This is a genomic window from Alteromonas sp. ABV2_168 (genome assembly GCF_056161165.1).
The window spans coordinates 64,405-78,014 of record NZ_JBSWYQ010000016.1 but is presented as its reverse complement, the minus strand read 5'-3'; the positions used below and the strand labels follow the sequence as shown (position 1 = coordinate 78,014).

At 50.1% G+C, this 13,610-nt stretch carries 12 protein-coding genes and 1 pseudogene; 6 read left to right on the top strand and 7 right to left on the bottom strand.

Annotation, left to right across the window (positions count from 1 at the left end; all coding sequences use genetic code 11):
• Both ACXAH4_RS19575 and ACXAH4_RS19570 read left to right on the top strand, forming a co-directional pair.
• A pseudogene (locus tag ACXAH4_RS19575) lies at positions 1-251 on the top strand (FMN-binding negative transcriptional regulator); the annotation flags it as partial.
• A gap of 74 nt (positions 252-325) precedes the next feature.
• Positions 326-1,225: a hypothetical protein gene (locus ACXAH4_RS19570; RefSeq protein ID WP_474883076.1), complete on the top strand. Its 900-nt coding sequence runs from the start codon at positions 326-328 to the stop codon at positions 1,223-1,225.
• 57 nt (positions 1,226-1,282) lie between these two features.
• On the opposite strand, the gene ACXAH4_RS19565 is transcribed toward ACXAH4_RS19570, so the two are convergent.
• The 7 genes from ACXAH4_RS19565 to argC form a co-directional block, all read right to left on the bottom strand.
• Complete coding sequence (locus tag ACXAH4_RS19565; protein WP_474883074.1) at positions 1,283-2,140, bottom strand: alpha/beta hydrolase; 858 nt, start codon at positions 2,138-2,140, stop codon at positions 1,283-1,285.
• Between the two features lie 293 nt (positions 2,141-2,433).
• The gene (gene argA / locus ACXAH4_RS19560; protein ID WP_474883072.1) at positions 2,434-3,744 is read right to left on the bottom strand and encodes an amino-acid N-acetyltransferase; all 1,311 of its coding nucleotides are present in this window, start codon (positions 3,742-3,744) and stop codon (positions 2,434-2,436) included.
• 8 nt (positions 3,745-3,752) lie between these two features.
• Positions 3,753-5,135, bottom strand: coding sequence for an argininosuccinate lyase (gene argH / locus ACXAH4_RS19555; RefSeq protein ID WP_474848182.1), 1,383 nt, complete (start codon positions 5,133-5,135; stop codon positions 3,753-3,755).
• A gap of 12 nt (positions 5,136-5,147) precedes the next feature.
• A complete protein-coding gene (locus tag ACXAH4_RS19550; protein ID WP_474841436.1) occupies positions 5,148-6,356 on the bottom strand; it encodes an argininosuccinate synthase in 1,209 nt (402 codons plus the stop codon).
• Between the two features lie 13 nt (positions 6,357-6,369).
• A complete protein-coding gene (locus tag ACXAH4_RS19545; RefSeq protein ID WP_474883070.1) occupies positions 6,370-7,281 on the bottom strand; it encodes an ornithine carbamoyltransferase in 912 nt (303 codons plus the stop codon).
• Positions 7,282-7,301: 20 nt separating this feature from the next.
• A complete protein-coding gene (argB, locus tag ACXAH4_RS19540; RefSeq protein WP_349589757.1) occupies positions 7,302-8,066 on the bottom strand; it encodes an acetylglutamate kinase in 765 nt (254 codons plus the stop codon).
• Positions 8,066-9,082 carry an N-acetyl-gamma-glutamyl-phosphate reductase gene (argC, locus tag ACXAH4_RS19535; RefSeq protein ID WP_119503502.1) on the bottom strand — a complete coding sequence of 339 codons (1,017 nt, stop codon included), beginning with the start codon at positions 9,080-9,082 and terminating at the stop codon, positions 8,066-8,068. The genes argB and argC overlap by 1 nt, the downstream gene beginning before the upstream one ends.
• A gap of 512 nt (positions 9,083-9,594) precedes the next feature.
• Here argC and ACXAH4_RS19530 point away from each other — a divergent pair.
• The 4 genes from ACXAH4_RS19530 to ACXAH4_RS19515 all read left to right on the top strand — a co-directional run bounded on the left by ACXAH4_RS19530 (position 9,595) and on the right by ACXAH4_RS19515 (position 13,354).
• Entirely contained in the window at positions 9,595-10,005 is a 411-nt protein-coding gene (locus tag ACXAH4_RS19530) for a methylglyoxal synthase (protein ID WP_303572012.1), read from the top strand.
• A 309-nt stretch (positions 10,006-10,314) separates the two neighbouring features.
• Positions 10,315-11,022, top strand: coding sequence for a response regulator (locus ACXAH4_RS19525; RefSeq protein ID WP_119503501.1), 708 nt, complete (start codon positions 10,315-10,317; stop codon positions 11,020-11,022).
• Complete coding sequence (locus ACXAH4_RS19520) at positions 11,019-12,425, top strand: ATP-binding protein (RefSeq protein ID WP_474883069.1); 1,407 nt, start codon at positions 11,019-11,021, stop codon at positions 12,423-12,425. The genes ACXAH4_RS19525 and ACXAH4_RS19520 overlap by 4 nt, the downstream gene beginning before the upstream one ends.
• On the top strand, positions 12,392-13,354 hold the full coding sequence (locus ACXAH4_RS19515) for an alpha/beta fold hydrolase (RefSeq protein ID WP_474883067.1): 963 nt from the start codon (positions 12,392-12,394) through the stop codon (positions 13,352-13,354). The genes ACXAH4_RS19520 and ACXAH4_RS19515 overlap by 34 nt, the downstream gene beginning before the upstream one ends.
• The last annotated feature ends 256 nt before the right edge of the window (positions 13,355-13,610 follow it).

The window sequence follows — 13,610 nt, the reverse complement described above, 5'->3', positions numbered from 1 at the left end:
TGGAAACCTACGATCCGGGACTCACCGGGGATAAAAGTATAATGTCTGACGACTACGTGAATAAGTTATCCGGTGCAACCACCGGATTTCGTATTCATGTGGACTCGCTGGAAGGCAAAGAGAAACTAAATCAGCACAAGTCACAGGCTGATCAGCAAGGCGTTTACCGGGCTCTGCAGCAATCACAAGATACAGACGCACAGGCGCTGGCGAACTACATGAGATCACGGCAATTGGGGACCGGGGAATAATTTCCGGCCCCTGACTTTAATCTGTTATTATCCATTTCCATCTCTAGCGTGACAAAATTCCCCCATAATCCATCATGGTAAAAATCCTGTTTGCTTTTATTGGTCTTGCTGCGTCCGTGGCAGGCATTATTACGCTCACTGCTGTGCACGATCTTTACAGTAAAAAGCGCGTTAATCTTGATCCCCAGCTGCGGGAGATTTCCGGTATCGAGTTCGATAAGAAAGACCGGTTATGGGCGATTAATGATGGTGGCGATGACCCGGTGCTCTATCAACTGGATGACGACGGCAGTATTGTTCGCAAAATCCATGTGACCAACGCGAAAAATATCGATTGGGAAGATATGACGCAGGATGCCTTCGGGCATTTTTTCTTAGGGGATTTCGGCAATAACGATCAGTCCAGAAAATGGCTGACGGTATACAAAATAGAAAATCCAATCGATATTAAAACCGATACGACGGAAGCTGAAATCATCAAATTTACTTATCCGGAAATGGACGGTTCACCAATCCCGCCGGAACACCGTAATTTTGATTTGGAAGCATTCGTGGAATTTGACCACAATCTGTATCTGTTTACCAAAAACCGAACTATACCTTTCGACGGTCTGACCAACCTGTACCGCATCGGCGATTATGCCGCGAACTTTGAAGCTGAATTGCTGGGCTCATTCCAAACCTGTACCACGCTGGAAAAACTCTGTTGGATCACGTCGGCGGCCTTAAACCCTGAAAGGGATATGCTGGTTCTGCTGGACTCCACCAGCTTATGGTTGTTCGAGAACTTTGAAGGAGATAATTTCTTTTCCGGCGATGTCTCACGGATTGATTTAGGCATCGTGACACAAAAGGAAGCGGTGGCGTTTTATAACAGCAATACCATTGTACTGACCGATGAGGAGTTTAATGGCATTGGTGGGAATGCCTATGTCATCAAGCTGGATGAAGCTGAGATTAAGCGCATCCGCTGATGCCGCTGTCCCTGCGGCAGAACAGCGGCTGATAATATATCTGTCAGTGAGAAGTGTTTATCTGGCGAACTGTCTGAATACGTAGGGTAGTGACGCTCCCAGTGTTTCTCCGTGAGACAGGCCCTGAAGCGTAGTCATTTCAGCATCAACACCGGCGGCTTTTAAACGTTCAACCATTCTGGCGGTTTCACCGTCAGGAACCGATTCTCTTGCTTTATACACGGCAGCCAGTGTTGCGGCATCCTGATCTCCCCGCGGGTGGCGTTTTGCTTCACCGCCAGAACCCGTGACTACTAACAGGCTTTTGTCTTTAATGTCAGCCGGGCTTTTCGTTAGCAGGTTATGCTCCTCAGATAAAATATAACCTTCTCCCCACCACAATGACGGATCGACAGGGGCATAGAACGCGAAGCTGTCTGGCCGGGTAAACAGGGCGTGCAAAACGAAAATACCGCCATAGGAATGACCCCATAATCCCGTCTTCTCAGGGTTAACCGGGGTATTGTCTGAAATGGCAGGAACGACCTTATCGGTGATAAAAGACAAGTATCCGTCTGCGCCACCATACTCTCTGCCGGGACGTTGCTCTTTAGCGCTCAATGCAGACTCATTGACGGCCGGTGTGTAGTCATAGGCGCGGGCATCGCCGTCAATGCGCAGATCGTTGTCATGAGCGAGGAATGCCAGTACCGGCGGGGCTGCGCTTTGCGACAGCTCACTTAGTAAGTCTGCAGAAACTTCCATCAGTGCAGCATTACCATCGAGCATGATGAGTAAAGGATAGCCCTTTTCCGGCGCCGGAGCTTCCGGTATCGCCAGGTTCACCCGGTACGCCTTCTGCGTATCGTGTTTTGCGTCGTGTCTGGTGAATTGTAAACGGGTGAAGCGGTAGCCCGGGGCGCCGGTATCAGCCACGGTTTTACCGGTTGTTATTGTAAGATCCGGTTGAGCGTTTACGGGTGAGACGTGACTAAGAGAAAAACTGAAAAGTGAAAAAATCAAAACTCTGATAAACATATTGATAGCCTGAATAACGAAAAACGTGAGTGCGACTGCAAATTGATGCCTGATAACGAATCAGGTAAATGCAACGGCCGATTTTACCACTAATGAGAATGATTATCTTTTGCTATTTGATGTGTTCAGGGGATGAGGACAGTGTTTTAAAAAAACAACCTGCCGGATGGCAGGTTATGATACAAAGTAAATTACAGCCCGAGGGTGAAAATCTTCGAGTTACGCTGGAAGTTATACAGTTCTTTTTTCGCCTGCGGCAGTTCGCCGAGATCTGAAGGACGGAAACCGTGTTCCAGAAACCAGTGTGCTGTCAGCGTAGTCAGAACAAACAAGGTGTGAATGCCTGAATCCAGTGCACGACGTTTCACTTCTTCCAGAATGCGCTCTGCCCGGTTTTTGCCACGGTAGTCCGGATGTGTTGCCACACAAGCCAGCTCCGCTTTGCCTTCTTCCGGATAGAGATACAGCGCCGCACAGGCGATGATCATGCCGTCACGAACAATAATAATGAACTGATTGATTTCATTCTCAAGGCGTTCACGGGAGCGTTTCACCAGCGCGCCACTTTCTTCCAGCGGCTTGATGAGGTTAATGATACCGCCCACATCTTCGATGGTGGCACCACGTAACTGCTCGTAATGGTGCTCCATCACCAGCGAACCGGCACCGTCACGGGTGAACAATTCCTGCAACAATGCACCGTCAGTTTCATAGCTGATACAGTGAGCACGGGGGATGCCGGCTGCCACACTGGTGGTCAGTGCACTTAACACCGTTTGCTCAGTCTGAATTTGCTCTTCAAAAATGAGCTCTTCCAGTTGCGGACGTTCAATGGTGCGCAGTAATTTGCCGTCGTTATGACGAATACCGTCGTCTTTGGAGAAAACGATAATTTTATCTGCTTTTAGTGCAATCGCAGCCTGCGTCGCCACATCTTCATGGGATAAGTTGAACACTTCTCCGGTGGTGGAATACCCCATCGGAGAAAGCAGAACAATCGAGCCGTCATTCAGATGATCGTTGATACCTGTGGTATCAATCCGGCGCACCATGCCGGTGTTTTCATAATCGATGCCGCTGCGTACACCCATAGGTTTAGCGACGACCAGATTACCTGTACACACGCGAATTTGTGCGCCGTGCATAGGTGAGTTGGGCAGTCCCATGGTCAGCAGTGCTTCTACGTGGCTACGCACTGAACCGGCGGCATCTTTGACGCATTCCAGGGTTTGCTTGTCGGTAATGCGGACACCGTCGAGAAAACGACCTTCGATGCCCCGCATGCTAACCCGTTCGTCTATTTGCGGACGGGCACCGTGCACCAGCACCAGACGTACACCTAAACTGGCGAGCAGGGCGATATCGTGAATAATGTTGGCAAAGTTACTCTGTTCGATGGCCTCACCACCGAACATCAGCACAAAGGTTTTTCCTCTGTGCGCGTTGATGTACGGCAGCGAGCTGCGAAAGAGTTTTATGCCATCATGATGAGCTAACACCATTTTTCGTGTTACCCCAGCTTATCCAGATTTTCCAGCTCCTGATACAGTGCTTTGGTCACTGTTTCCTGGCTGGTGCCGCCCAGAATATTGCGTTGGTTAACGCCATATTCCAGTTGCAGTACCGGATACACATCGTCTTCGATTTTATCGCAGATGGCCTGTAAATCAGCCAGCGGTAAATCTTCGATGGCACAGCCTTTGTCGATGGCTGCCAGCACCACTTTACCTGCAATATCATGGCCGGTACGGAACGGAATGCCCTTACCTACCAGATAATCGGCCAGTTCGGTGGCGTTAGCATAGCCCTGCTGGGCGGCTTCACGGCAACGCTCTTCATTCAGCGACAGTGAGTCGAGCACTTCAACAGCAATACACAGACAAATATGCCATTGGTTTACGGTATCAATGGCACCTTCTTTGTCTTCCTGCATGTCTTTGTTGTATGCCAGTGGCAAACCTTTCATGGTAACCAGCAGGCCTTGCAGGCTGCCGAAAACACGTCCGCATTTACCACGCATCAGTTCCAGTGCATCAGGGTTTTTCTTCTGCGGCATCAGTGACGAGCCGGAAGTTACCGCATCACCCAGTTGCAGGAAGCCCGCTTCACCTGAATTATAGAAAATCAGATCTTCAGCCATACGGGAAATATGCATCATACTGGTGGACGCACAGAACAGCAGTTCCAGCACGAAGTCACGGTCTGATACTGCATCCAGGCTGTTCAGGCAAGGTGAATCAAAGCCCAGTTCTTCCGCCAGTTCATGACGGTCAACCGGGTAGGTGGTACCTGCAAGCGCACCGGAGCCCAGCGGGCACTGGTTCATGCGCTTTTTCAGGTCTTTCATCCGGGCCAGGTCACGCTTGAACATTTCCACATAGGCTAAGCACCAGTGTGCAAAATGAATGGGCTGGGCACGTTGTAAGTGGGTGTACCCCGGAATAATGGCTTGCTGGTGGCGGCTGGCGGTATTCAGCAATGAGCGGATCAGCGCTTTTAAGTCAGCTTTCAACGAGTCAACGTGTTCACGGACCCATAAACGAAAATCTGTCGCGACCTGATCGTTACGGCTGCGACCTGTGTGCAGTTTACGACCAATGTCACCCAGCTTATCGATAAGCGCCGCTTCAACGAAGCTGTGAATGTCTTCTTCCGGACTGGCGTCGAAATCTAACTCGCCTTTCTCCGCCAGTACTTTCAGTTCAGACAGGGCAGACTCTAACTGCGCCTGTTCATCTTCAGTCAGTACACCGGCTTTCTTAAGACCGCGTGACCAGATAATGGAGCCCTGGATATCCTGTGCTGCCATCACTCTGTCGAACGGCAGGGAATCATTTACCTGCCGGAACATGTTGCTACTGCCTGCCGCAAAACGGCCGCCCCACAATGCCATGATATTCTCCTGTTACTGCTGCTTTTTCAGTGCTTCGATACGGCTGGACAGGCTGAACAGGCGGATAAAGCCTTCAGCATGACTCTGGTCGTATACATCATCAGCACCGAAGGTTGCGAAATCTTCAGAGTACAGGCTGTTTGGTGAGCGACGTTGCGTCACGGTTGCCTGACCTTTGTAAAGCTTCACAACGATGTCACCGGTTACGCGCTTAGCGAAAGACGCAGCGCCGGCCAGAAGGGCATCATTCAGCGGAGTGAACCAGCGGCCGTCGTACATCACGTGGGAGTATTCCAGACCAATCTGTTCACGGTATTTAAGCGAGGCTTTATCCAGTACCATGGTTTCCAGCGCCTTGTAAGCTGCTACCATTACTGTGCCTCCCGGCGTTTCATAACAACCGCGTGACTTCATACCTACCAGACGGTTCTCTACGATGTCGATGCGGCCAACGCCATGTGCAGCAGCAATGGTGTTCAGCTTAACCAGTGCCTGGTATGGCGACAGGGCTTCATCATTCACTTTCGTCAGACGACCTTCTTCGAAAGACAGCGTGACACGTTCCGCCTGGTCAGGTGCATCTTCCGGATCAACAGTCATTGTCCAGATTTGTTTGGTAGGTTCCTGCCATGGATCTTCCAGCTCACCACCTTCGTGGGAGATGTGCCATGCGTTTGCATCACGGCTATAGATTTTGGTCGCAGAAGCAGTCGTTTTGATATTACGTTCTGCCAGGTACGCCAGCAGATCTTCACGGGAAACCATGTCCCACTCACGCCATGGCGCGATAACGTGCAGATCAGGTGCCAGAGAAGCGAAAGTACCTTCAAAGCGAACCTGGTCGTTACCTTTACCGGTACAACCGTGACACAGCGCATCTGCGCCAACTTTACGGGCAATTTCTACCTGTGCTTTTGCAATCACAGGGCGGGCCATAGAAGTACCCAGCAGATATTCACCTTCGTAAATAGCACCGGTAGTGATAGTCGGATAAATGTATTCGCTGACGAACTCTTCCTTCAGATCAACGATATGACATTCACTGGCACCGGAAGCGATAGCTTTTTCTTTCAGGCCAACCAGTTCTTCATCACCCTGACCGACATCAGCGGCAAATGCCACCACTTCACAGTCATAGTTTTCTTTCAGCCATGGAATGATGGCTGAGGTATCTAACCCGCCGGAATAGGCGAGTACGACTTTATTCACGTTCTTTTTCATTAAACCTGTCCTCTCAGGAACCTAGTAGTTTGGTCAGTATTGCGTTTTGGGCATGCATTCTGTTTTCTGCTTCCTGCATCAGCAGTGATTTGTCACTGTCGATAAGCGAACCGGTGATTTCCAGGTCGCGGTGAGCAGGCTGACAATGCATGACATATTGTGCGCCGGTTTTTTCCATCAGGGCTTCGTTGACCTGATAAGGCATAAATTTATCTTTAATGGCTTCAAGGGGCGTATCATCGCCCATTGATAACCAGGTATCAGCATAAAGCACATCAGCGCCGACAGCGGCATCAATATCGTTGCTTTGTACTATTTTAACGCCGGTTTTAGCGGCAATGTCTTGTGCTTGCGCAACAATTTCCGGATCGGCTTCGTGTCCTGGCGGTGTAACCACAACCTGGTTGCAGCCCAGCAGTGCGCCAACAATCAGTATTGAATGGGTTACGTTGTTGCCGTCACCGATATAAGCCATAGTCAGGCCTTCGGTTTTTCCGAACGCTTCGTACATGGTGAGGTAATCAGCCAGACCCTGACACGGGTGATACTTATCGCAAAGCGCATTGATCACCGGTACTTTTGCCGCTTTCGCGTAGTCTTCCAGCGTGCTGTGTGAGAACACACGGGCAACAATAGCGTCTGCCCAGCACGCCAGATTGGCAGCGGTATCTACGTTATCTTCACGGCCGGCCAGTTTGCCGCCCTGTACGTCCAGGTAAACCATATGGCCACCTAGTTTATTAATGCCGATATCGAAACTTACGCGGGTACGCAGAGAAGGCTTTTCAAACAGTGCTGCAACAGATTTACCTGCCAGCACCTGGCTGTACTTCGCCGGGTTTTGTTTGATGGTTACGGCTAAATCTAACAGCGCCTTCGTGTCTTCGGGTGTCCAGTTAGCAAAGGACAATAAATCCTGTTTCATGGTCAATATCCTCAATACGGCTATGGCGCGATGCGCGTACCGGTATCCTTATTTAAAATGTCACTGATGCTGGCATCCCAGCTGGCGATGGTGACCGGACGTCCCAGGGACGAAGCTGCCAGCAGTGCCGCATCTGTTTTTACTTTCATGCCGTCTGTGATTACACCACCGGCAACCAGGCTGTCTATTTGTTGTTGGTTTAATGAGCTTAACAGCGCTTTATCTGCATCAAGCACGCCTTTGACGTTAGACAATAGCAGTAACTCGCCGTCAAGCAACTGGGCGATTACGGTGGCTGCCTGGTCGGCATTAATGTTCAGCAAACGGCCCTGCGCACTGGCACCGATGGAGCTGACTACCGGTAACAGATCTTTGCCGGTTAATGCTTTAAGCAGTTCCGGGCTGTTTGCCGAAGGCACGCCAACGGCACCGTATTTCTCATCCAGCGGCTCGCAGCTTACCATGTTGCCATCTAATAAGGACAAGCCAACAGGTGTTAATCCGCTACGGATTGCCAGTGCACACAGTGCTTTGTTCGCACTGCCGGCCAGAGTGCCGCAGATGTACGGCATATGTTCGTCCGGTGTTACCCGCAGACCATCAATTTTCTGGCTGGGCAGATTCAGTGCGGCCATCAGTGTTTCAACCAGCGGACCGCCACCATGTACGATGACCACAGGACGGGTCTTCATGACTTCACCGACAGAAGTCAGTAATGACAACGCCGCATTTTCATCTTCAAGCAGCGCACCGCCCACTTTAATAACAATAGGAGACAACTTCATTATGCAATCAGTCCCTGAGCGTCGGGCAGGCCACTGACCAGGTTTGCACATTGCATTGCCTGCGAGGCTGCACCTTTCATTGTATTGTCGATGGCGCTGGTAATAACGGCGTATCCTGACTGAGCATCCAGTTTCCAGTGCAAATCAACAAACGGCGTATTCACTACATCATCAATTTTCGGGAAGGTATCGCGAATGCGGACAACAGGTTTGCCCTCATAAGCGGTGTGATAGGCAGATGACAGTTGCTCAGCGCTGACGCCCGGCTTCAATTTCACAGTAATTGTGGCCAGAATGCCCCGCTTAAAGTTACCCAGGTGCGGGGTGAAAATCACTCCGGTGCCAAGCCATGCCTCAATTTCCGGGGTGTGTCTGTGACCCAGCACGCCGTAAGCCTGCAGGCTTACTTCGCAGAAGCTGTTATTCAATGCGGCTTTACGACCAGCACCGCTGACGCCTGACACCGCGTTTATAACCGGGCGCACGGCACTGTCTAACAAACCATTTTCCAGCAGAGGTTTTAACGCTGTCAGTGAAGCTGTGGGGTAACAACCCGGTACGGCAACGATTTTCGCTGCCGCAATATCCTTGGCATACCATTCAGCAAGACCATACACCGCTTTATCCAGACACGCTTCTGAGGTGTGTTTGAAACCGTAGAACTGTTCAAATACTTCAGTGTTCTTAATGCGGAATGCGCCGGATAAATCCAGCACTTTGGCTTTGCCTTTACTCAGTGCAGCCATCCAGTCGTGACTGGCTTCGTGAGGCGTGGCCAGGAAAACCAGATCCATGGTATCTGCGAGTGTGTCTAACGTGCTGTCATTCATCGGCGTAAGCATGTACTGGCTCAGGTGTGCATACTGACCGTGGATCGCAGCAATGGATTTATTGCCGTCGGCACTGTTTTCAGAAACATAGGTGCCCAGCAAATCCATAGCAGGGTGACGATGAACTAAATCAACGAGTTGTGCGCCAGTGTAACCACTGGCTCCGATAACTGATACTTTTAACATAATAGGTTTAATTAATTCTGTAGAGGGATAAAAAATCACTTTCTACCTTTGTACGCGAATGAAAGGGATACTGTTTTCATTCGCCCGCGTACAAAGGTAAAAAGTGCGCTACCGCAAAAGCAAATTCACACCGGATCGTCGGTGTACATAATGCAATGTGTAGCCAGCCAGGGGAGAGCTAAACTGTTTTACCTTGTCAACCTGCTGGTCGGGCCTGCTGGTTGGTTGAATCATGAGATTGTCCTGTCATTTTCTCTGTCTTCACGATAAAACGTTGCCATGGCTGACTTAGAGCGCCTATCGAATGCTGCAGAGATTACTAAACCGTCGCCTATGATACTCATCGCGAATAAATATGCAATAAATATGTATAAATATTTCTCTGTGCCGGGCGCGGTGAATTTCGTAATATAAATGGTATGTATGAAGATTATTTGACAGTCCGGCGGCACACCGTTTTGTCACGATACGCACATATTTACTGCCTGTGGTAAGAAAGAAAGGACACAAAAATGAACAAAAAAACCGTTGCACTGGTTGCCCATGACCATAAAAAAGCAGAACTCCTTGCGTGGGTGAATAAACATTTAGACAGTATGCAAAAATGCGAACTGGTGGCAACGGGTACCACCGGTGGTCTGATTGCAGACGATACCGGACTAAGTATCAAACGTTTTAAGAGTGGTCCGCTCGGGGGCGACCAGCAAATTGGAGCGCTCATTGCCGAAGGAAAACTGGATGCACTGATTTTCTTCTGGGATCCACTTAATCCTGCCCCTCACGATCCTGATGTAAAAGCGCTGCTGCGCCTGTGTTCGGTATGGAATGTGCCGGTGGCGTGTTCTTCGGCGACTGCTGACCTTATTATCACATCGCCGTTATTTTTCGCTGAAGATTACTTGCCGCTGAAACCGCAGTATTAAGAGAAAAGCCGGACCGGTTTACGCCGGTCCGGCGGTTGGCATTGAAGTGTGTGCCAACGTCGGTGGACTCGTGCTTATTGTTAAGTCAGTGTAGGCGGGATTTCTGCAAAGTTGTTTAGTGGTACTGTAAAGCTTCTGTAAAGTTGGTGACATCGCGTCTTTACGGTGGTCGGAGTCAGGTAAACTTACTATCAGCAGGACAGGAGCCATGCCATGACACAGACCGTTTTCTCCATGTCAGTATTACGTTCAATGTCATCAACGCACACCCAACGTTTTTTTAAGCCGCAGAATTTTGGAGGCAATGAGATGGTCGCCACAGCGACAAAGCAGTCTATTTTGATCATTGATGATGACCGTGAACTGACGGACATGCTGAAAACTTATCTTGAGGCAACCGGTTACAGTGTAACCGTGGCCAATGACGGATACAGTGGTCTGGCGGCGGCAACTTCCGGTGAGTCTGTTGACCTGATCCTGCTGGACGTCATGATGCCTCAACTGGATGGCTTTGAAGTGCTTAAAAAATTGCGTATTAGCCATTTAACCCCGGTACTGATGCTAACCGCCCGGGGCGATGATTATGATCGCATCCTCGGACTGGAGCTCGGGGCTGATGATTATTTACCCAAGCCATTTAATCACCGTGAACTGGTGGCGCGGGTGAAGGCTATTTTCCGCCGTCTGGAAATGTCTACCCAGTCCAGGCAGCAACAGGATTTGTCTGTAAACCATATATCACTGAGCATGAGCCGGCAGACAGTGGCAAGCCATAATGTGGCGCTGACACTCACTAACACCGAATTTGCTATACTGCATTTACTCATGATCAATGCCGGTCAGCTGGTCACGAAAGATGACATCAGCCAGAAAGTACTGGGTAAGAAGTTACAGGCCTTTGACCGCAGTATTGATATGCATGTCAGTAATCTGCGAAAGAAGATTGCTGAAACCACGAATGATGAAAAGATAAAAACCATTCGCGGGTCGGGATATTTACTAAGACTGGCTTCATGAATTCACTTGCACGTTTCAATCCGGCCCGGCGTTTAGTCGGGCGTTTGTTTTTATGGTTCTGGGTAACCTTTATTTTTACCGCAGTTGTGACTTTTTACGCGGTGAGCTTTTTCAATGAACACGCAGAAGTTCGGGCACCGGATGCGCCTGAGCTGGAAGCCCTGAATCGTGCTGTTGCTGTTATTGACCGTGTAAGTCAGGAAGACGGCGCTAAACCCGTCCGCCGCATTCTGGAAGAAGCTGACCGGATAAGCCGGCACAGACTTATCGCTGTCGGTATTGATGACGGGGCGATGGTGCGGGGAGGAGGGCCACCAGTCCGGCGCAGTGAAGAGGATGATCTGGTCAGGCTGGCTAAGCAGGTGTCTCCCCTTGCTCTCGTGCGGGGAAATTTTGAGACAATCGGACCTGCAAGAGTCGCTATTAACGGTAAAGATTTTGCCATTTATGTTTCGCTGATGAACGGGCCTCCCGACAGTCAGCAGCCACTCAAATATTTTCTTTGTATCGCACTGGTGATTACCATTGTCTTATCTTATCTTTTCGCCCGATCTCTGGTACGTCCCATCACTATCTTGCAGGAAACCAGTCGTGAACTGGCGGGCGGTAACTGGAAAGCCAGGGTGAAGGAAGCTGATGGCCGCCGTGACGAGTTAGGAAGTTTATCCCGCGATTTTAACGCCATGGCATCGCAGCTTGAACAAATGTGGTTAGGACAGCAGCGGCTACTGGCGGATATCTCCCACGAATTACGTTCTCCTCTTGCCCGTTTGCAAATGGCGGTAGGCCTGGCGCATCAACAGAACGTAGATCCGGCGGCTCTTGCCCGGATAGAGCGGGAAGCCGAACGGATGGACTCGATGATCGGACAGTTGCTCACGTTAACCCGGGCAGAGTCCGGCAAGCCGGAAATCTCTCCGGTGATGATCAGTGTGCTGTTTGACCGTACCTTTGCCGACGCCAGATTCGAAGCGTCTAACCGGAACATCCGGTTTGAGGTTGCAGCATTGCCACAGCAAACCGTTAACGTGAACAGTATGCTTTTATGCAGCGCCGTTGAAAACGTAGTGAGAAATGCCATTCGCTACGCGGAGTCTTCCGTATCGGTTACCGTTTCTGTGAAGGAATCGCAGTGGTTTGTTGTAGTTAAGGATGACGGCCCGGGGCTATCTGAAGAGGAATGCAGCTCTGTATTTGCACCGTTCTACCGTGCGAGTCTCGCCAGAGATCGAGAGTCCGGCGGGGTTGGTTTGGGACTTGCCATTGCAAAAGCCGCAGTGGAAATGCATCATGGCGACATTAAAGCAACCCGAAATGCGTCCGGTGGACTGGCTGTCACCATTTCTCTGCCACTGGACGGGCGTGATACATGGTCCGGACAATCTCCACAGAACACTCATTAATTCATAATAGCGATGCCATTCCTGCGTTCTGGCAGCAGCATGTCACCACAGGTGTACTGACTGCCAGAGACGGCGTGAAGCTGGCTTATGCGCTTTGTATCCCTGCACAGCCTGCCGCTACCATTGTTATCAGCAGCGGCCGTATTGAAGCGTACCTGAAGTATCAGGAAGTGCTGTTTGACCTGTACAATCAGGGCTTTGCTGTTTTCATTATGGATCACCGGGGGCAGGGGCTGTCGGACAGAATGACCGCTAATCCGCATCAGGGCTTCGTCCGGGATTTTGCAGATTATGTCAGTGACCTTCACCTCTTCATTACAGAGGTGGTATCGGCCAGACAACCTGACGGAGAGCGTTACCTGCTTGCCCACAGCATGGGGTGTGCGATTGGAGCACTCACGACTCTGGCCCATCCGTCATTGTTTCAGAAACTTGTTTTTTGTTCTCCCATGTTCGGTATACGTCCCGCGTTACCGGGCTGGATTGCCAATTCGTTGCTCAATATGGTGGAGCGCCGCTATCAGAAAGCCGGGCAACAGGAAGGCTATTTTATCGGGCAAAAAGATTACTCGCCGGTTACCTTCGATGCCAATCATCTCACACACAGCGAACTGCGATACCGTTTGTTCCGTGATACTTACGCAAACACGCCAGAGGTCCAGCTTGGCGGTGTAACCGTTCACTGGCTGAGAGCGGCCATGAAAGCCATGGATTTTATTGAGAATAATGCCGGTGATATTAAGCAACCTGTGTTAATTCTCAGTGCCGGCGACGATATGGTGGTGGATAACCGCAGGCAGCGAAGGGTGGCCGGACTCATGCCGGAAGCTGTTCTGCATTCCTGTGAGGGGGCGTATCACGAAATTCTCATTGAAGCAGACCGGATCCGCGAGCCTGCTATGAACAGGATCCTTGATTTTCTCGCCTGATTTACAAAAGTGTCTCTATTTTACACACAATGACGGGGGACAGAGTCGCCGGCAATGTATTCTGCTGACCGGTCGAGCCTCTGTAAATGACTGACCTGACTTTGTTTTTCATTAAATTTTAATGACACTGAAAATTGCGGTATGGCTAATGCAATATTTTCGTATAAGACACGGGAAACTCAGTTGAGTGAACCGTTGCAAAATAAAACTTAACGACAGAAAAGTTGCCCTATAAAGCAATGCGAGGCCAGAAAAT